The following is a 19,635-nucleotide window of genomic DNA, read 5'->3' on the forward strand; positions in this document are numbered from 1 at the left end:
AAAGCCGCTCTATATTTGTTATGACGCAAAAAGCTGTCATTACTGAAATCACGTGAAAATTGCGTTCCGAGCGGGGATGCTGTACCCTGCTCGGCCGCCGTTATAAGAGTTACTAAAAATGCATTTCTCAGACTTAAACCTGTGCCCTGAAATAAACCAAGCAATTGAAGAGCAAGGTTATGAAAGCCCAACGCCAATTCAAGAAAAGTCAATTCCAGCAATATTAGCGGGACGTGACGTAATGGCTGCGGCGCAAACCGGTACAGGTAAAACCGCAGGTTTTACACTGCCAATGCTAGAAATGCTAAGCAAAGGGCCAAAGGTTCGCAGCAATCAAGTGCGTGCATTAGTACTCACACCAACGCGAGAATTAGCAGCGCAAGTTTGGCAAAGTGTTGCAACCTACAGCAAACACCTCCCCCTTTCGTGCCAAGTTGTTTACGGTGGTGTTAAAATTAACCCACAAATGCTGAAACTGCGAAAAGGTTGCGATATTTTAGTTGCCACGCCTGGCCGCTTACTTGACCTTTACCAACAAAATGCTGTTAAGTTTGACCAGCTTGAACTCTTTGTGCTTGACGAAGCCGACCGCATGCTCGACATGGGTTTTATTCATGATATTAAACGCGTTATTAAAGCGCTGCCTTCAAAGCGCCAAAATTTGCTGTTTTCAGCAACCTTTTCTGACGATATTCGCGCACTTGCTAAAGGCCTAATTAACGACCCAATCGAAATCTCAGTTGCTCCTGCCAATACAACCGCTAAAACAGTGACCCAATGGGCGTATCCCGTTGATAAAAGTAAACGCACTAGCTTGCTTAAACACCTAATAAAAACCAATAACTGGCAACAGGTATTAGTATTTACGCGTACTAAGCATGGTGCAAACCGTTTAGTTCGTGACCTTGAAAAAGCAAAGATTAATGCCGCTGCAATTCACGGCAATAAAAGCCAAAGCGCACGTATGAACGCACTTAATGGCTTTAAATTAGGTGATGTAAATGTACTGGTTGCTACCGATATTGTTGCGCGTGGCCTTGATATTCAAGAGCTGCCTTATGTGGTTAACTTTGATCTACCAAATGTATATGAAGATTATGTTCACCGTATTGGTCGTACTGGCCGTGCAGGTGCATCAGGTGAAGCGATTTCATTTGTAACCCAAGACGTCGCTGCCGATTTATTTGGTATTGAACGACTTATCCAAGAAGTTATTCCGCGTAAAATTGAAGCTGGGTTTGAACCACAAAGCCCAGTGCCAGATTCAAAGCTAGATACGCGCCCAATTAAGCCTAAAAAGCCGAAGAAACCGAAAAAGCCAAAAGAAAACGCTAGCACCAACGACAAAGTAAAAGCTGAAGCAAAAGCGGTAAGTAAGCCAAAAAAGAAAAGCAGTTCACACAATGCTAAGCCTAAAAATGGCGAAAAACCAAAGCAAAATAGCAAAGGCAGAAGTGATAATAACGCACAAGCTAAACGCCCGAAACGAAAGCCAAATAATGTAAAATTTAACGCCAACAAATAAGCTGCAAAACATAGTGTAAATACGCTTACCAAGTTAAACGAATAATATCACTTTGTGCACTTAACGATTCCACCATAACTAGGGTGGAGTCGTTTGGTTGAATATCAAAATTTAAGCGAAACATGTTTTTACCTATCGCGGTACATTGCTCTGCTCCTAGGCTTGTTTGGGCTTTTATTGTTCGCTGACAAAGCAATCCAACCCGTTGTTCCAATTTTGTGTAATAAAACACATTGCCCAAGTAATCCCAACGATGCACATTTGCTGAGTGCACCTTGCCGAGCGCATTCACTTTTTGCCATTGCCCATCTTGTTTTGTTAAATGCCACGCCATTAAGCTTGGGTCGATTGCAATGGCACTTTTATGATCAGAATTCTTTTTAAAACTCACAAACCCATCAATAATTCGGCTTCGTTCATTCGTTTGCGTATTCAATTTAATAATGGCAGGCGAATTACCAACATAATGAGCAAGGTATATATGAACACTATCTTCATGCCATACTGGATTTTCTAAACGCTCAAGCGCTTTACTTACAAACTTAGGCGGGTGTGCCGTTTTAATCGAGTGAATATCATTAACAATAAATAAGCGCCCATCAACAACTCCCGCGATTCGATCTCCATCAAAAGAAGCAGCTATTGCACTGAGGCCTTCTGGCGTATCAAACGAAATAATATCCTGCTCTTGGTTGTTATTATTTAGTAACGTCAAGGCAAGCTGATTAGCCTCTAATGAAGCATAAACGAGCGCTTTACGCTCCCCCACATACAGCGGTAAGTCCTGCGCGCCATTTTTTTTCAATACCCTAGTATTAAAAAGGTGCGGTGTTTCGCTGTGATTAACTTGGTTTAATTTGGGCTGTGGTATTTCTTTTAAATCCAAGTAGTCACCATTGTGCTGTCTTAAGATCAAACAGCGTTCGCCACAACTTGCGTAAATATCGATTGCATTAGGGGGAAGATCGATATCAAAAGCAAAGCCGTTATTTGCCAACTTGAACGTGGCAGCTTGGCCAAAAAAGTTACTAATAATCACACCACTATCATCAAATAACCATACCATGCGGTTTGCCGTAAAAGGCAGCAAGTGATTTGCAATCACATCATTGCTTGTCAAATCCACAATGATTAAAGATGACTGATTGTTTTCGACTTCTCTCAAAATAGCTATCTGCTCACCATTTTTTGACTGTGCAGCATAGTAATCACCACGACCAGTGACATTGGGTAAAGACACAGGCTCTATATCTTGCGTGGTAAAATCAAAACGATAAATGCTGTGAGGGGTTGGATTCGTTACTTCATCGGCAAGCCATAGCCCTGACTGATCAATTTGCCAGCCAAGAATGTATTTTGGCGTATTTGCCATTATTTCAAAGGGTGTTACTTCAGTAACATTACGGTTTTCATCAAAACTTGCGACAAAGTGTTTTACCTTCGGACCAAAGCCAGATGTAAAGACCAACTGCTTACCATCTGGCGACCAAAAACTATCGGTATAGTGTTTGTCGTCCCAACTTAAACGTTGAATTTCATTCGTAATCAAATCTTTAATATAAAGCTGCTGCGCACTGATGTTTGATTCGCGATGAAGAAACACCAGTTGTTGTGATGCTTTATTATAATCAGCAAATATTTCAGAACCAGATAACGTGGTTAATCGATCGATAGTGCTTTGTGGCGAAACTTCAGGAAGGTGTTTTGGGCTAAAAATCCAGAGTAAAAGTCCCAATACAGCAATCATCAAAACGATTAATACTGGCTTGAAACCTTTGCGTTGCTGTTTTTGCTCTAACGATGAGGCTGTGATTTCCTCAACTGACGCCAGCCATTTATATCCTTGTTTAGGTATTGTTTTAATAAATAGAGGTGCACGCGCATTGTCACCTAATAAATCACGTAGTTTTTTAATCGCAGCTCGAATCGATTCATCCGTTGCAGGGCGACCTGCCCAAACTACACGCTCTATTTGCTCTCGCGAAACAATATTAGCGCGGTTGGTAATCAAAAAATGCAACAAGCTAAATAATTGCGGCTCAATCGCAATGCGATTTCCAAGCTTAAAAAACTGCTCAGAGGTAGTGCACAACTCAAACTCACTAATGCGATACCCTGTGCGTATTTCATTATTTTCTTCCATTTAAAACAATACCTTATTGAGTTGTGACTTTTTGTGAACACGGTATTTTTGCATACTATCACAAGACATAACAAAACTTTCTTTGAATTTAGAAAAGCATTAAGCAAATCATGTTGCCATCACTTCGTCGTAATTAATAATCAAAAGGTGAATACGTGAAATCTTTGTATTTTTTGATAAGTTTGTTCCTTACAAGCTTAATTTTTAGCTATATCAACCTAGCCCATGCAAACAACAAACATGCGCTTGATAAACAAATTAATGAAATAGTAAAACAACATAAAATACCCTCGATTGCTTACGCAATCATAGAGCCTGGCAAGCCGCAATACATCAAGGTAATCGGTAACGCCAATCAAAAACAGGCTCTACAAGCTACAACGTCAACTCAATACCGAATAGGTTCCGTGAGTAAACTGTTCGTTGGAATTGCTGCATTGCAATTAATTGAACAAAATAAACTGTCTTTTGACGATACACTCAAAACCTTATTACCTGACTTGGAATATCATAATCCCTGGGCCGATAGCCACCCCATTAAACTGATCCATTTATTGGAAAACACAGCAGGTTGGCGAGAAATCTCGTTAAGCGAATTTGCTTATTCCAACAACCCTCCTATGTCATTAGAGCAAGTGCTAGCGGTTAATCCCAATAGCCGCACCTCTCGTTGGCCTGCCGGCACACGTCATGCTTACACCAACACAGCATCAACTGTTGTCGCACTGATTATCGAAAAAGTGACAGGGGTTGCTTTTGAAAGTTACGTTGAAGAACACATTCTCAAGCCGCTTGCGATGGAAAATACGACCTATGAAGGTTTTGAATCAGAAGCGTTAGCAACAGGGTATCGTAAACATAAACCTGTCGCTTACAAACACATTCTGATGAAACCAGCGGGTGCGGTATCGTCAACAATTACTGACATGGCAAAGCTGTTAACGCTATTCATTAAAAAAGACTCAACAATATTAAGTTATGAAATGCTAAGCAGAATGGGATTCTCACATTCTACCAACGTGGGTAAATTTGATGCCGGTTACGGTATTACAAATTCAGCACGTTTTTATAAAGGGGTAAAATATCGTGGCCACGATGGATCATTGCCCGGCTGGATGACTGAATTCGTTTACTCGCCAGAATTCAATGCCGGTTTTGTGTTATTACAAAACAGTGATAATGCTCGAGCAATAAGAGAAATTGGTTTTGCTATCAGTAAATCGTTAGAAAAATATACCGACACAAACGCGCATAAACCTTCCCCTATCCCGGCAGCTTTATTAGAACAATCTGGCTATTATCAATATATCAATCCGCGCTTCCAAAACCGCTACTTTCTTGAGCGCCTTAGTGCATTTAACAAACTACACATAACACATGATGGCGCCTCTTTTAAGCAAGTTTTTCCGTCTGGCTGGCAGCGTACTCTTACATTGAATGGTCAAAGTGATTGGCAAAACAGCCATGGGAATGTAGTAATGAAGCAAGGAATTGATCCCATCGAAGGGCTTGTTTTTCACTATGGCGATCGTGTATTTAAACCAGTTTCAGCGCTCAATGCTTGGGCAGATAAAATCATTTTATTTATTTGGCTAATACTGTTACTGGGTATGTGCTTTTACAGCATTATTTGGCCTATTCAAGTTAAACGTAAGAAGCTTACCAACAAATTTGCCATATCACTTCGCAAAAACGTGTCATCTGCCGCGTTAACAAGCTTGCTGTTTTTAGTATTGATTGGATTAGGCTTAGCCGAACCAATTTCACGTTTAGGCACACTGAGCATTTTCTCACTCGGGATCTTGTTAAGCAGTTTAATGATGCTGTTAACGAGTGCTTTAACGCTGCGCTGTTTATATTTGGTTAAATCGAAGATAACGCATAAAACGTTTTTTATCATCTCTCTGATTTTTATCTCTTTACAAAGCATTATTGTTATTTATTTAGCATGGCATGGTGGCATTGGACTGCGCACTTGGGCATAAGCCTGATTTAACCTGAACCCGGAGTAAGAAGTTAACTAGTAACATGTAATATATGTATTTTATTGTTTTAAACTTTCTAGCTTGATAGTTTTTCTTAGTACAAGGCAAATTTGAGCGCCAATAGCTCGTCTATTGCCAACTAATTTAACGCAGTAATAAGTTAAAGTTGCAGCTAGAAAATAATTTATTATTCCGAATTCAGGTTATATACATACCCATGTTTAATTTCACTTATAAATATGGGTAATAAATTATTATTCGCCATCTAACGATTGTTCAAAATGTGCTGACAACAAGCAAAAGTTTCCTGCACTCTACTAGAGGGTATTACACCCCAAACGACATTACATCTCAATTTTAATGGCCCCTGCCGGTGCAAAGATCCACTCCTAACAACGCTGCCTACCCTCCAATACCTTGCTAATATCTTTTCTGTTTCGATAAAAACCAATTTAACAGTGTAAAAGAAACAAATGAAAAAAACACAATAACCTTATTGAGATCGATTATCATTTAAATTACGATACGCAACAATTTTTAGTCACTTGTGAATTTAGGTCCCTGTTATGAAATCGCGTGCTTTTAAACTAAGTACTTTATTTGTTGCCACATCTTCAGTGTTCGCCACCCCACTTTTTGCCAACGATCAAACGGATAAAAGCATCGAAAAAATTGAGGTGTTAGGAAAGAACCACTCAAACTACCTTGCCGTAGAAGCAGAAACCGCTTCGAAACTTGGTATTTCGATTAAGGAAACGCCACAATCTGTACGCGTAATTACTCGTGCCCTTATGAACGACTTTTCACTTGATGATGTGAATCAAGTACTTGAAACAACTCCGGGCGTTTCGGTTGAAAAAATTGAAACCGATCGTACTTACTACAAGGCACGCGGTTTTGATATCACCAACTTTCAAGTAGACGGGTTAGGCTTACCGCAAGAAAGTGGCGCACTGCAAGGCACACTTGATACAGCCATTTATCAACGAATTGAAGTGGTTATGGGTGCAAACGGCATGATGACAGGTGCCGGCAACCCATCAGCTACGGTTAACTTTATTCGTAAACGTCCAACCGATGACCTGCGCGCCGATGTATCAATTACTGCGGGTTCTTGGTCAAATATGCGTTTAGATGCAGACGTATCAGGCCGCTTAAATGAATACGCAGCAGGACGTGCTGTAGTCGTTAAACAAAAACTCAAAACGTAAAGGTCGCGCTATGCGGCCTTTTGTTGTTTTTATAAACGGACGTCACCGAATTATGAAAAAGAAACTCCATCTTTGGCACCGCTACTGCGGTTTAGTCATTGCCCTGCCGCTTATTATAATTTCGCTTACGGGCAGTATTTTAGTTTTTAAAGAAGAAATTGATCACTTAATTATGCCCGAACTGGCAAGTGTGAATGCTTCACCTGGAACTCGGCTTAGCTTCGATAACTTGCACACAACCATCAAACACAATTTGCCTAACTATGAAATTGGCAGCTGGGAAATATTTGATGATGGGCAAACCGCTGATCGGGTATACGTACTCAAACACGGTACAGACGAGTGGTTTAAAGTCTATTTAGATCAATACCAAGGCATTGTTCGATCAACGCCACAAGCGGTCGACCATTATCTTACCGATTGGCTGTTAGACCTACATTACAAATTTTTAATTGGCGAAACTGGCCTTTGGTTTACTGGCACTATTTCGCTTATTTTAATGTTTATGGGCATTTCAGGCTTTATTATTTACCGCCAGTTTTGGAAGAAATTTTTTACCTTACGCTTAAAAGTTAAGCGCATCGCTTTTTTTAGCGATCTACATAAACTAGTCGGAATTTGGTCTGCGCCAGTGCTGCTTATTTTAGGTTTTACAGGCGTATACTGGAATATATCTGAAATTATTCATCATGAATTTGAGCACGCTGATGAGCCACCACATTTAGTTAAAGGGCCACTATACAACCATCAGCTTTCACTCGATAACTTAATGCTAACCGCAAAAACACAAATGGGCGGCTTTAGGGCGACTTATTTAATGTTTCCTTTTGAGCCCGATTTACCGATAACGTTTTTTGGCGACGTTGCAAATACCAGCTTTGTTACAAGCGAATACGCGTCAACAGTAAGCTTTGATAAAGAAACTGGAAAACAACTGCCTAACTACGATATTCGTGAAGCACCGTTCTTTTTAGTTGCGGTAGATAGCTTTCGCAAGCTACATTTTGGCTATTTTGCAGGGTTACCGAGCCGTATAATTTGGTGTTTAATCGGTTTAACACCGCTTATATTTGCGATTACCGGATGCTATTTGTGGCTTAAACGCAGAAAGCCTTCACGACGCAAGCTAGCTAGAAGTGAATTTGCATCTGCCTAACCAAGTATTTTTGCCGAATATAAATATATTCGGCAAAAATTAGTCTCAAAGAAACATTAAGTTAGAATCCTCTAACATTTGAAATTAAAAATAAAATAAATTTTTATTAAAATAAATATTGAATTATCTACCAAACAGACCCACTATTAAATTAACAGTAATTTTTAAGTTGTAAATTATGCTTCGTTGGTTGTTTGTCGTTACAGTAGTTGTTTTGGCGCTTAGCTTAAGCACCACGACAGCTATTGCAAGCGATAGCCAAGCAACCGTTATTTGCGTTGATAACGCTGAAGACTTAAACCCAAACCAACTTGATTTTGACGATGTCGCGTTAGACGTCAGCTCAAAAAACGCCATAGCGTTAAATTTTCACCAACCCAACCAAAGAACACAACCTGCGATTCAATCACGCATCGCGATTAAACTAATAAGAGCACCGCCTACAACCTGTTAGCTTTTTATATTTATCTTAATTCTAACAGTTAACAAATAAGGTGGTCGTTATGAACCAATTCACTTCATTTTCAACAAAACCGCTTCTTGAAGGCGCCAGCGTATTTGCACAAGTTCATGTAGACACTAGCGTGTCACTTTCAAGCCCTGCTTCATTTGTAATGCATGGCTTCCACCTTGAGCCTTTGCAGTATATTGATATCGATACTAATTTAGATGATGCAAACCGCATTTTGGAAAAAACCCATATGCGCACCAGCTTTGTAGTTGATGGACAAAACCAACTAAAAGGCGTGATTTCAAAAGCGCGCCTAGCAAGCAGTTATGTACTTAAAATAGCAAGTAAAAAAGGCTTAACACGTGCACAACTTACGATTGGTGACATTATGGTGAGATTAGAAGAGATTGATACTGTATCAGAAACAACACTTGCCAATGCCAAAGTGGGCGACGTGTTAACAACCATGGAAAAAGCCAGCTACGAATATCTATTGGTAACAGGTGCTAATCAAAACGAATTGCGCGGCTACTTTGATTTAATTGATATTGCAAAAATCACAGGCTATTCACTTAATCAGGCAAAAAGTGCCAAGACTTTCAGTCAATTGGTCGATTCGCTAGTCAATCACAGCGAAATTTAGTTCAAAAATCGCCCAGTATTTACTGGGCGATAGCTTAATGTCTTTAACAACAAGGAGGCGGTTTACAATCAGCTAAGTTGTGAGCGTCTACCCGCTTTTACTTTTAAGGCAATAAAAACCACAAGTAATACACTGCCTAACATAAACAAGCTCAATGAAATGGGAATAAGAAAAAATGCCTCCCTTAAAAATCCATTTTCATCAACCGTAACTCCTGTAAATTGATAAGCAAAATACGCGATTAATGAGAAACTAAAACACACTATTGCAGGCCAAACTTTTTTAAACGACATCTCTATCTCTAATGATTGTATTCTTATCAATAGAGCTTGTATGCGCTAAAAAGTTGCAATAATTTTCACGTATTCATCACGAGTTACAAGTTAAAGGCTCTACCAGCAATATCCACATTAAAGGTTTCAATGGCGCCGCGTTTTTGCATGGTTACAAACAGGTTTTTACCGTTTTTGCCACCAAACGCCACATTTGTTGGAAATTGCCCTTTTAGTTTTACTTCTCTTAGTAATTTACCTTTTGGAGAAACCACCGCAATAACACCTGCACCATAGCGTGCAATATATAAGTTACCTGCCTTATCTGTACGCATGCCATCAAGGCTGAAATCATCAAATTCAATCAGCAGTTGTTTATTAGAAACATTGCCTTGGGCGTCAAGATCATAACGCCAAACTTTACGCTGCACACTTTCGTTCACATACAAGGTGTTATTATCTGGGCTTACTTCAACACCATTAGTGGTACCCATATTCGCCTCTAATAAACTTGATTCACCTTGTTGGTTTATACGCCATAAATTACCTGTGCTGGTTTGCCAGTTTGGGTCGCTCGCAAATAAAATACCGTTATCCATAATGGCGAGATCATTTGGTTGATTCATTTTTGCATTATGAGCAAATACCTTAACTTTGTCTGCGAGCTCGCCGCCTTGCGCTGAGTCTTTGGCTGCTATTTTCAGTACATTGTGATTAACGTAGTCAGCAATATACATGTTGCCTTTTTTATCAAAGCGAATGCCATTAGCGATAGAGCCATTTTTAAGCGTGACGAGCGTCTCAACATTATCTTTACCAAGCACTTTACCGATAGTGCCTTGGTGTTTGTAATTCACCGCATATAACACACCTTGCGAGTCAACCGCTGGGCCCTCTATGCCATTGGTGAACGCATTATCTTTCACCCAGTCACTTGTCTCGAATATCGTGTTACTGCTTACATGGGCGGCAAATAATGCCAGAATTAGTGCACTTGCTATGTTTAATTTCATTGTTATTCCTTATTGTTCGGTGCAAGCAAGATAGAGATCTCGCATTGGATAAATACCTGCAATCACAAGTTCGTCTGTGAGTTTTTGTAAATCAAGCAATTGCTCGTCTAACCCGGTGCCTTTTATTTCACCTTTACAACTGCTTATCACCTGTTGTGAAAGCCCAATAAATTGCGTTAGTGATACAAGCGTCGGTTTTAGCTCGCTTAATGTTTTACTTGATGAAAGGGTTTCAAACCCCATTTCAAGGCCTTTTTGCCACTTTATTAATTGATCATCTAATTGCGTGAGCGAATTAACATCGCCCGCGGTATAGGCTAATACCCAGCGTTTAATTTGGCGTACTTGCTCGCTTTCAACATTTAAATAATCAACAAATAAATTAAGTGGCGCCTCTTGATGATATTCATCGTTTAAATATTTAATATGGTGACGAGTATAGTAATGAGCAGGTTCAAGCAGTGCTGCCATCGTATTCAGAAGCGCTAAGGTAGTGACTTTTTCTTGTTTACTAAGCGACTTAGAAAGCAAGCGTTCAAAACCACTTTGTTGCTGCGACAAGTGCGCTGCCCCAATCACATTTGCAGCGAATGTATTGATAAAAGCCAAGCGCAAATACATGCTGTTTTCATCTGTATTTTTTTCATTTGACCACAAGCGTTCACTTATCACGTACAAACGCGGCCAAATGCGCAAATCAATATTGTCGTCGCTCACCATTTCGCTCCAAATGGTGGCTTCAGCGCCTAAAATATTTGCTGCATTTGTGTTTTTTAATGGTCGCGATAGCGATATTTCTGAGGGCGCATTGAGCGTTGATAACTTGACTGGGTAACGGCTATTACCAATCATCACTGCGCTATTTTCGCCCTTTAAATCAAATTCAAAGGTCAATGGCCCCATCCAACTGTCCATTTTGGCTTTAAATGAATTTGTTGCGTGATTGGGGGCTTTATTAACAAATGCCAACTGATGGTGGTTATTATTAAGTTTAATTAAAACCCGATCACCTAAAACAACCAGCTCACCTTTAACATCACTGCCTTTTAAGCGGTCAATCACAAACGACTTTGCCAATAACTTCGGTTTCGATAAATCAACCTGAGGCAATTTGCGTAGTGGATCATTACGATAGTGGTAGTCGCTGTATTGTGGCTGATCAATGTAAAACCCTGTCGATAAAATACCTAAATGACCGCTATTAGCGACTTCATTCAAAGAGTCATGACCGCGCCATGATTGCACCACAATGTCTTTTGGTAAATCTTGATGAAAAATCTCATCCCAGCCCATCATGATGCGCTGGTGTTTAGCAATAATAGGTTGAATTTGGGTATTAAAATAATTCTGCAAATCATGGCCATTTTTAAGGGAGTGCTTAGCCATTAGCGCTTGAATATCCTTATTATTTAGCCACTGCTCGGGGTCCACTTCATCACCGCCAATGTGTAAATACTGATCAGGAAAAATAGCCGTCATTTCTTCAATTAAACTATCTACAAACTGGTATACCTCAGGTTTTGAAATATCAAGTAACGGCTTAAATACGCCCCAATGACGCTCCATTTCATAGGGCTTTACCTCTGCCATAAGCTCAGGGTATGCAACAGCAATGGCACTAGCATGACCTGGCATACCAAATTCAGGCACCACTCGAATACCTAACAGAGCGGCATACTCAATAACTTCCTTTACCTCACTTTGGCTGTAATAGAGGCCATCTGATGCCTTTTGCGTAAGCTGTGCAAAGCGTTTACTTTCAATGCGCCAACCTTGGTCGTCTGTTAAATGCCAGTGCAGCACATTTAATTTGGCTGAAGCCATGGTGTTTAGCTGACGTTTAATTGTTTCAATGGATAAAAAATGTCTCGCACTGTCAATTAATAATCCACGCCAAGCAAATCGTGGTGCATCAGTAATAGTTGCATGAGGTAATATCAGTTGATTGTCAAAATGGTTTGCCGCTATTTGTATGAGCGTTGTTAAACCATGCTGTGCGCCAAACACGGTATTGGCGTTTAGTGTGATGCCATTTTGGTTAATTTCTAATTGGTAGCTTTCGTCGTTATTGAGCTGTGGCACAAGTAAATCGCTTTCCTTGTCGCGCACGATGACTTTAAGGGTTTCGTTATCTGGGGTTTGATTTTTGTTATTTGCTAAGTCTATTAAGGTGATTTTGTGCTTTGCTAAACGTGTTAAGTGCAATTCTAAACGCTTTGCTTGAAATTCTTTTCGCTTATCACTAAACCCTTCAAATGAATAATCAATTTGATTAGATAAACGCAGTTCACCCGTTAGCCTCTCAAATGATTGTGGTATTGGCATTAAGCTGGTTTCAGCAAAAAGTGATGTGCTAAACAGCAATAAACTACACAGCTTTAAAAATACACATGCTTTACTAATAAAATGTATCGACACCTAAACACTCCTGGTTCGAAAGTTTGGGAAGAAAATGAGTTGGGACAAGCGCACCATGCTGCTGAATCACCGAAGCAGCTACCTTATGCGCAAAATGCGCGGTACTTTGCGTATCACGCCCAATTAACATTGCCGCTAAAAAACCTGCAGCAAATGAATCACCTGCGGCGCAGGTATCGACAACTTGCTTTTGGGCAAGCTGCTGTGCTGCCACATAAAGCAATGCGTCTTTGCCTACTTCTTGAATCACACAGGGCCCTGCACCTTGTCGAATAACAAGGGTTTGCCTAGAACTTTTCCCTTTGAAATGTAAGTCAATAATATCGCTCACCGATTGCGTGCCATAAACGGCATATTCATCGTCATTGGTTAAAAATGCGATGTCGGCAAGTGCCATTAACGAAAAATAGTCTTGAATCGGCGATATCGACTGCCAAAGCGCCGGGCGATAGTTATTATCAAAATAAATGATACCGCCCTTCGTTTTAAATTGCTGTAACGCGTTTATAAGCACACCTCGTTGCTTTTCATCTAAAATCGCAAGGCTTATGCCCGAAAGATAAATGGCATCCACCTGCTTTGTTTCAAGCGCTGTAAGTAAGTTGTTAGATAACAATAAATAATCTCGTGACGCACTGTTTTGCCTATCAAAACGAAAAGAACGCTCGCCACAATCACTCACGTCAACCCAATATTGCCCTAATGTTTTTGTTGGGTGGTGCGCCACAAAATCAAGCTGCACTCCAGATTGTGTCATTAACGCTTTTAGCATTTCACTTTGGTTATCATGACCTATTGCCGTTGCGTAATAAATTTGAATTGGCTTTTCGCTCTGAGAAGTTATGAGTTGACTCAGATAATAGGCGGTATTAAAGCTATCACCACCAAAAAACACATCGCCATCAGCGCGATGCTCAATCATACACTCGCCTAAAAACACAATAGAGTTAAATGGTTGTAACATCACATTAGCTCCACTTTATGCTTCTGCACTATTTTTGATGGCGTTTTTACTTGTGTAACTAGGCTCACAACAATGCCAAAAAACGCGCCACTTATTACCGCCGGTATTGAAGGGTTACCAAAAAACGCGAGCCACTTGGAGTTAAAACCTATTAGCGCAGCTGTTAATGTACTCGCTACTAAAATTGCAATACTGCCTTGCCATGTTAGCTTTCGCCAAAAACGACCAAGCAACCCCATGACAAACAAGCCACACAGTGCGAGCGAGATCATTTTAGTGATATAGGTGATGATATTATTTGATAAAAGGGCAAATAACAGCGCAATGGTCACGGTTAAAACCATGGCAAAACGTGACAATACAAGTTGCTGTTTATCTGTGAGAGGTCGCTTACTCAGTGATTTTTTAAAAAGCCACGCATAAATATCACTGACGAACACACTCACACCAGCGATAGCATCGGAGCTTGCGCTCGACAAGGTGGCGGAAATGCCCGCTAATAAAATAATCCCACCCAGTAACAGTGGCAGAGTATTAAGTGCAATATACGGAAAAGCATACGCTGGATTATCTAAATCACCCTTAATTAAATAAGCGCAAATACCGATAATTGCAGGTACTAAAGAAAACCCCAAATACAATACTCCAGACATCACAAACGATTTGCGAATACTGCTTACATTGTCACCTGAATAGATGCGCTGGCGAAATGAAGGTGTTGCCATCACCCCAACCAATACTGCAAATGACATAGAGATTGCTGGAATAAGACCGATATTCTGATAAGACAAAAAGCCACTACCGTTTATCAGTTGATTGTTTTGTACCGCTTGCCAACCACCGACAGAATCAATCGCAAAATAGGCCATTAATAAAAATCCTACAAATAAAATCATCGCTTGAATGGCATCGGTCCACACCACTGCAGAATAGCCCCCTAAAGTGACATAAATGGCAAGGCCAATGCCGATAATTAGCTTCGCAGTGGTATCATCTATACCCGTAAGCCAGGCTAAATACATGCCACCGCCAATTAAATGCGCACCTAACCAGCCAATACTTGCGGCATAAATAATCACAGCGAGGATTTTTTTTACAAGTGCGTTATTGCCAACATAGCTCGCAAGCTCTTCACTCATGGTAGCGAATTGTTGTTTGCGCACAGGTGCAAATACCCACGCCAATAACAGTATTCCCACTGCACCACCTATGCCATAAAGCGCACCAGCCCACGCATTTTGATAGGCAAAGCCGACAGCCCCCATCGAAGAGCCGGTGCCGACCATAGTTGCAACAGTGGTGCCGAGCGTTAAAAGTAGTGGCACTTTTCGCCCCGCTAACAAAAAGTCGCTACCCGATTTTTGCCAGCGAGAAACAAACCAACTAATTGCAATCATGGCAAGCAAATAGGCAAAAAATGCAGCCAGAAACGTCATTTGTTGTGATGTCATAAGTGCCCCTATTTTTTATTATTCTTTTAAGGTTTTAGTTCCCTTATTGACCTTTGTAGCAGGTCACATCCACTTCCACTTTACAGTCGACAACCAGGTCTGCCACCATGCAAATGCGCGCAGGCGGGTGCTCACCAAATACTTCTGCAAACACTTTATTAAATGACTGAAAATAACGAGAGTCAGTTAATACCACCGAAACATGGGTCACTGTTTCTAGGCCGTACCCTGCTTCAGTCATAATGTCGATGCAGTTTTGTATGGCAAGACGCGATTGCTCAATAATGCCGCCTTCTACAACTTCGCCATCGCGCATGGGGGTTTGTCCTGAAACTTTTAACCATCCACCCGCTTCTACTGCGCGTGAAAAAGGTAAATGTTGGCCACCTGTACCTGTGCCGCCTTCTGCGCCAATACGTCTAATTGTCATAATTTCCTCTTTTAAATGCTGCGTTGAGAACTTTCTCTCAACATTTCAAAGTTTTTATTTAGTTGGCGTTAATATTAAGTGCGCGCTAAAAATCGCCCGGCTCTGCCATATTGCGTAATGCTTTGCGCATCGAGACCCTCAACAAAACTTACTTTGCCGTTGACCCATACACACTTAATGCCGTCAGCTTGTGCTTGAGGGTTTTGATAGCTGGCGTTATCGATAATCGCCTTTGCATCAAATAACACTAAATCTGCAAAGCTATCTTTCGCAATTTTGCCGCGATTGTTTAGCTTAAATCGCGATGATGGCAACGCTGTCATTTTATGAATAGCTAATGCCAGAGACAGCGTTTGCTGCTCTCTTGCGTAATGCCCTAATACTCTTGGGAACGTACCCCATAATCTCGGATGCGGATGTGGATCGCACGGTAAACCATCCGAGCCAATCATGCTGTTCTCATAGCTTAAAAACTGTTTTACATCATCTTCTAACATGCAGTGATAAACCGCACCGGCAGGCATTAATTTTTTAGCAGTGTCGATTAATGATAGTTGCCAGTTATTTGCTATATCTCGTAAACTTTTTTCAGCCATTTCAGGATGGGTTTCAGACCACGTAATGTAAATCTCGGTGCTGTCAGTGACTTGATTTAAATCGAGCGTGCTTGAGCTTGCGGCATATGGATAACAATCGCAGCACGCGAGTTGTGATTGTCGTTTATCTTCTAGATGCGCTAATACTTCCTGTACTCGGCCCCAGTTATCAATGCCGGCGCATTTTAAGTGGGAAATAATCAGCGGAAGCTTTGCTTGCTTCGCGGTTGCAAATGCTTCATCCATAGCATCAATAATGCCTTGAAATTCTGTGCGTAAATGGGTGGTATACACACCTTCAAACGGCGTTACGCATTTGGCAAGACGATTCACTTCTTCACGACTTGATGCTTTAGCATTCGGATAAGCAAGCCCGGTACTTAGCCCTAATGCGCCCTCTTCCAACTGAGTACGCAGTAACGACTGCATTTGGGTAATTTCTTGTTCTGAGGCAGCTTTTGATAGATCATTCATTACTTGCGCGCGAAGGCTAGTATGACCAATTAATTGGGCAAGATTAACGCTTGGCTTTATGTCGTCGAAAGCACTTCTAAAATCAGCTAAATTGGGATGTTTGAAATCTGCTTTCTGACCCAATAAGTTAATCGGGTCTACCGGCTCAATATCTGCAACATAGGGCACACTACTAATACCACAATTGCCTGCAATTACCGTAGTTACACCTTGACTGACTTTGCACAGCATATGCGGATTACGCAGCACTTCTAAATCGTCATGCGTATGCACATCAATAAAACCAGGGGCTAATGTTAACCCAGTTGCATCAATGTCTTGATCTGAGTAGAGGTGAGAGCAATCACCAAGCGCAATAACGCGGTCGTCACTTATGGCAACATCGCCAACAAACCATTCATTTAGCTCGCCCGTGTAAACAGTCGCATTACGAATAACAGTGATAGTGTGGTTATTATCACTCATATTTAATCGCCTAGGGGAAAGCGAGTGTCCGCCGGTGGCGCGTCGCTGTTTTGGTTACGGTGCTGATCTAATTGAATTTTTAAACGACGTAACTTTTCTTTTGAGCGGCGCTGATTTTTAGTTGCCACTTCACTTGATAAAATATCAATCGCGGCCATCATTGCATAACGTGCAGCACTTGGCTTAAAGATGTAATCACTTTCTTGCGTTTTAATCGGCAAATGCACATCTGCAATATCAGCAAGTTCACCTAGCGGGCAAATGGCGATAATATTTGCACCGTACTCTTTTGCGATACGCGCAGCAGCAATCACATCTGGCGATACGCCACTTAGCGATAAACACAGCACCACATCATTTTTGTTGATGGTTGATGCCGTCATACGCATCATCATAGGATCAGAGTGGGCGTTACATAACACATCTAAGCGAAATAGGCGGTTTTGACATTCCATCGCCAGCATGCTGCTGCCGCCACCAACACCAAAAATCAAGCAATGGCGTGTATTACAGATTGCTTCTGCAGCGGTCATGACTGCTTCTTCACTAATTAATCCGACATTAAGCTCTAAAATTTCTTGAATTGATGAGTAAACATGAAAGATATCTTTCTTTTCGATTGGTTCTGAAGTAGTGAAGCGCTCACCGATCGCAGCCGATTGCGTGATCTGAAACTTTAAATCGCGCACATTTTCGCAACCTAAACTTTTGGCAAGGCGTGTAATACTCGCGTGACTCACACTCGCTTTGTCTGCCAGCTCATTAATTGAAGCCGTCGCTGCAAATTCAAGATCACTCAAAATTAGATGAGCAACTTTGTCTTCCGCTGGGCTAAAGTGCCCTAACCCTTCTTTTATTTTGTTAATAATATCCATATGTTACTGCTTCCTAGCTAAAAAAAGGTTGAAATGGTTTTGCGAATTACCCAATCATCATCGGCGATTGCAACTTGTCGCCATTTATCAAATGTTAAGCACGGATGAGACGTCGAAAAACAGACCATATCACCCACTTTCAGATTGCAGTTGTCAGACAAGGTTAGCATCGCATGCTGATCCATAATTTTAACGGTTTCTATTAAGGCATCAGCCGCTTGCAATGTTTGGTTATCAACATGATAGATTAATTCTGCTTTTGGTAAACCTGCATCAAATGCGACATCACGTTTACCTAAACCAACAATGGCAAGCCCTGCTTCGGGGCGCGATACAACATAGGCCCACACCGTTAAGCTCGAGGCTAAATTACCTGTTACGTCACACGCTAATTGACTGCGTGCCATCACCGCATTTTGTGCATCTTGATAAATGCCAGTGTCATGAATGAGGTAACAACCCGGGCGAATGACTAAATTAAAGCTATCTTGGTGATTATGTTTGCCTAGTGTATTCGCTACGATGTCATACCAGGCAGAGCCCGCACCAGTAATAATAGGTTTACCCACATCAAACGCATTTTGTTGTCGAAGTGTGCTTGCGAGTTGATAGATTTCATCAACAAAATTAGTGACTTTATCGAGGGCATTACTACCGCCAATCACCCCTTCATAAAAACCAATACCTGCGAGCTTTAAACTTGGATGTTGTTTACATGCAGCTAAAAATGCATCGGTATTATTCACATCACGCCAACCGCAGCGACCGCCTTGTGCACCAATTTCTAAAAGAATGTTAATTGATACTTTTCGCGCATCGAAAAAGCGGCCTATTTGCTTGGCGTTTTCCACCGAATCTACAAAACAGTAAAATTCTACATCGATGCTTTCGAGTAAGTTGGCTATTTGCTCAAAGTGGTATTTTCCTACCAATTGATTTGCCAGAATAATTCGTTTAACACCGTGACTTACTGCGTTAAGTACTTGCGCAACCGTTGCAAGGGTAATGCCCCAGGCACCGTGCTCAAGCTGCATTTTAAAAAGCTCGGGTGCCATTGTGGTTTTGCCGTGGGGGGCTAAGTTTACTTCTGCCTTTTGACAAAAGTCGCTCATCCACTTTGCGTTATTATTAATGGCCGATTGTGATAATACTGCAACCGGAAAACTCACTTCTTCACGCAATATATGCCAGCCACCGTGTGCTAGAGATTGTGGATTTCCCGCACCTTTAATTACTTCATTCATAAAAATTGTTACCAAATTGCTAACAGCGAAACACCCAACTAATACAATTCTATTCAATCTAGATGCATTTCAAACAAATTTGTTATCAAAGTGTTGCTTTTTTAATTATGTTAATGTTAAAAAGTAACAAGTTCAAGATTTTTATATGTTACTTTTTAACATTAGATGTAACAGACATTCACATTTGAACTAGGTGAGTCAACTTTCAAGTATCAGCTAAACTGGGCTGTTGATAAGAGTTTAGCGCTGCGTGAATTGAGCTGTAAAACGCGTACATTACTGATGAAGTTACGACCCTTTTATTAATTTTTTGACAAGC

The 19,635-nt window shown here is 40.9% G+C and carries 16 protein-coding genes; 6 read left to right on the forward strand and 10 right to left on the reverse strand.

Annotated elements, in window-relative coordinates; all coding sequences use genetic code 11:
• Window positions 1–118: 118 nt before the first annotated feature.
• On the forward strand, window positions 119–1,525 hold the full coding sequence (locus L1068_RS02715; protein WP_237128962.1) for a DEAD/DEAH box helicase: 1,407 nt from the start codon (window positions 119–121) through the stop codon (window positions 1,523–1,525).
• A 25-nt stretch (window positions 1,526–1,550) separates the two neighbouring features.
• On the opposite strand, the gene L1068_RS02720 is transcribed toward L1068_RS02715, so the two are convergent.
• Window positions 1,551–3,668, reverse strand: coding sequence for a winged helix-turn-helix domain-containing protein (locus L1068_RS02720; RefSeq protein WP_237128963.1), 2,118 nt, complete (start codon window positions 3,666–3,668; stop codon window positions 1,551–1,553).
• Between the two features lie 155 nt (window positions 3,669–3,823).
• Here L1068_RS02720 and L1068_RS02725 point away from each other — a divergent pair, with 155 nt between their 5' ends.
• The 5 genes from L1068_RS02725 to L1068_RS02745 all read left to right on the forward strand — a co-directional run bounded on the left by L1068_RS02725 (window position 3,824) and on the right by L1068_RS02745 (window position 9,114).
• On the forward strand, window positions 3,824–5,653 hold the full coding sequence (locus L1068_RS02725; RefSeq protein WP_237128964.1) for a beta-lactamase family protein: 1,830 nt from the start codon (window positions 3,824–3,826) through the stop codon (window positions 5,651–5,653).
• Window positions 5,654–6,219: 566 nt separating this feature from the next.
• On the forward strand, window positions 6,220–6,864 hold the full coding sequence (locus tag L1068_RS02730) for a TonB-dependent receptor plug domain-containing protein (RefSeq protein ID WP_237128965.1): 645 nt from the start codon (window positions 6,220–6,222) through the stop codon (window positions 6,862–6,864).
• Window positions 6,865–6,916: 52 nt separating this feature from the next.
• Window positions 6,917–8,020, forward strand: coding sequence for a PepSY-associated TM helix domain-containing protein (locus L1068_RS02735; protein ID WP_237128966.1), 1,104 nt, complete (start codon window positions 6,917–6,919; stop codon window positions 8,018–8,020).
• Window positions 8,021–8,198: 178 nt separating this feature from the next.
• Window positions 8,199–8,474, forward strand: coding sequence for a hypothetical protein (locus L1068_RS02740; RefSeq protein WP_237128967.1), 276 nt, complete (start codon window positions 8,199–8,201; stop codon window positions 8,472–8,474).
• A gap of 49 nt (window positions 8,475–8,523) precedes the next feature.
• On the forward strand, window positions 8,524–9,114 hold the full coding sequence (locus L1068_RS02745; protein WP_237128968.1) for a CBS domain-containing protein: 591 nt from the start codon (window positions 8,524–8,526) through the stop codon (window positions 9,112–9,114).
• A 68-nt stretch (window positions 9,115–9,182) separates the two neighbouring features.
• Here L1068_RS02745 and L1068_RS02750 read toward each other — a convergent pair whose 3' ends face one another.
• The 9 genes from L1068_RS02750 to L1068_RS02790 all read right to left on the reverse strand — a co-directional run bounded on the left by L1068_RS02750 (window position 9,183) and on the right by L1068_RS02790 (window position 19,316).
• Entirely contained in the window at window positions 9,183–9,407 is a 225-nt protein-coding gene (locus L1068_RS02750) for a DUF3955 domain-containing protein (RefSeq protein WP_237128969.1), read from the reverse strand.
• Window positions 9,408–9,490: 83 nt separating this feature from the next.
• Window positions 9,491–10,399 (reverse strand): SMP-30/gluconolactonase/LRE family protein, encoded by a 909-nt coding sequence (locus L1068_RS02755; protein ID WP_237128970.1) that lies wholly within the window; start codon window positions 10,397–10,399, stop codon window positions 9,491–9,493.
• Window positions 10,400–10,408: 9 nt separating this feature from the next.
• The gene (locus tag L1068_RS02760; protein ID WP_237128971.1) at window positions 10,409–12,817 is read right to left on the reverse strand and encodes a family 20 glycosylhydrolase; all 2,409 of its coding nucleotides are present in this window, start codon (window positions 12,815–12,817) and stop codon (window positions 10,409–10,411) included.
• Window positions 12,798–13,739, reverse strand: coding sequence for a sugar kinase (locus L1068_RS02765; protein ID WP_235576757.1), 942 nt, complete (start codon window positions 13,737–13,739; stop codon window positions 12,798–12,800). Before L1068_RS02765 ends, L1068_RS02760 begins: the two co-directional genes overlap by 20 nt.
• Before the next feature lie 41 nt (window positions 13,740–13,780).
• Entirely contained in the window at window positions 13,781–15,232 is a 1,452-nt protein-coding gene (locus L1068_RS02770; protein ID WP_237128972.1) for a sodium:solute symporter family protein, read from the reverse strand.
• Between the two features lie 43 nt (window positions 15,233–15,275).
• On the reverse strand, window positions 15,276–15,662 hold the full coding sequence (locus L1068_RS02775) for a RidA family protein (protein WP_054980188.1): 387 nt from the start codon (window positions 15,660–15,662) through the stop codon (window positions 15,276–15,278).
• A gap of 74 nt (window positions 15,663–15,736) precedes the next feature.
• Entirely contained in the window at window positions 15,737–17,197 is a 1,461-nt protein-coding gene (locus tag L1068_RS02780; RefSeq protein ID WP_237128973.1) for a D-aminoacylase, read from the reverse strand.
• A 2-nt stretch (window positions 17,198–17,199) separates the two neighbouring features.
• Complete coding sequence (locus L1068_RS02785; protein WP_237128974.1) at window positions 17,200–18,072, reverse strand: MurR/RpiR family transcriptional regulator; 873 nt, start codon at window positions 18,070–18,072, stop codon at window positions 17,200–17,202.
• A 17-nt stretch (window positions 18,073–18,089) separates the two neighbouring features.
• Window positions 18,090–19,316, reverse strand: coding sequence for an amino acid deaminase (locus L1068_RS02790; RefSeq protein WP_237128975.1), 1,227 nt, complete (start codon window positions 19,314–19,316; stop codon window positions 18,090–18,092).
• Between the last annotated feature and the right edge of the window lie 319 nt (window positions 19,317–19,635).

The organism is Pseudoalteromonas sp. MMG024 (genome assembly GCF_021654175.1).
Lineage (GTDB): Bacteria > Pseudomonadota > Gammaproteobacteria > Enterobacterales > Alteromonadaceae > Pseudoalteromonas.

What these genes read in the sequence shown, in the direction of transcription:
- L1068_RS02715 (WP_237128962.1), top strand. Translation starts at nt 119, where the DNA reads ATGCATTTCTCAGACTTAAACCTGTGCCCTGAAATAAACCAAGCAATT.
- L1068_RS02720 (WP_237128963.1), bottom strand. Translation starts at nt 3,668, where the DNA reads ATGGAAGAAAATAATGAAATACGCACAGGGTATCGCATTAGTGAGTTT.
- L1068_RS02730 (WP_237128965.1), top strand. Translation starts at nt 6,220, where the DNA reads ATGAAATCGCGTGCTTTTAAACTAAGTACTTTATTTGTTGCCACATCT.
- L1068_RS02735 (WP_237128966.1), top strand. Translation starts at nt 6,917, where the DNA reads ATGAAAAAGAAACTCCATCTTTGGCACCGCTACTGCGGTTTAGTCATT.
- L1068_RS02740 (WP_237128967.1), top strand. Translation starts at nt 8,199, where the DNA reads ATGCTTCGTTGGTTGTTTGTCGTTACAGTAGTTGTTTTGGCGCTTAGC.
- L1068_RS02745 (WP_237128968.1), top strand. Translation starts at nt 8,524, where the DNA reads ATGAACCAATTCACTTCATTTTCAACAAAACCGCTTCTTGAAGGCGCC.
- L1068_RS02750 (WP_237128969.1), bottom strand. Translation starts at nt 9,407, where the DNA reads ATGTCGTTTAAAAAAGTTTGGCCTGCAATAGTGTGTTTTAGTTTCTCA.
- L1068_RS02755 (WP_237128970.1), bottom strand. Translation starts at nt 10,399, where the DNA reads ATGAAATTAAACATAGCAAGTGCACTAATTCTGGCATTATTTGCCGCC.
- L1068_RS02765 (WP_235576757.1), bottom strand. Translation starts at nt 13,739, where the DNA reads ATGATTGAGCATCGCGCTGATGGCGATGTGTTTTTTGGTGGTGATAGC.
- L1068_RS02770 (WP_237128972.1), bottom strand. Translation starts at nt 15,232, where the DNA reads ATGACATCACAACAAATGACGTTTCTGGCTGCATTTTTTGCCTATTTG.
- L1068_RS02775 (WP_054980188.1), bottom strand. Translation starts at nt 15,662, where the DNA reads ATGACAATTAGACGTATTGGCGCAGAAGGCGGCACAGGTACAGGTGGC.
- L1068_RS02780 (WP_237128973.1), bottom strand. Translation starts at nt 17,197, where the DNA reads ATGAGTGATAATAACCACACTATCACTGTTATTCGTAATGCGACTGTT.
- L1068_RS02785 (WP_237128974.1), bottom strand. Translation starts at nt 18,072, where the DNA reads ATGGATATTATTAACAAAATAAAAGAAGGGTTAGGGCACTTTAGCCCA.
- L1068_RS02790 (WP_237128975.1), bottom strand. Translation starts at nt 19,316, where the DNA reads ATGAATGAAGTAATTAAAGGTGCGGGAAATCCACAATCTCTAGCACAC.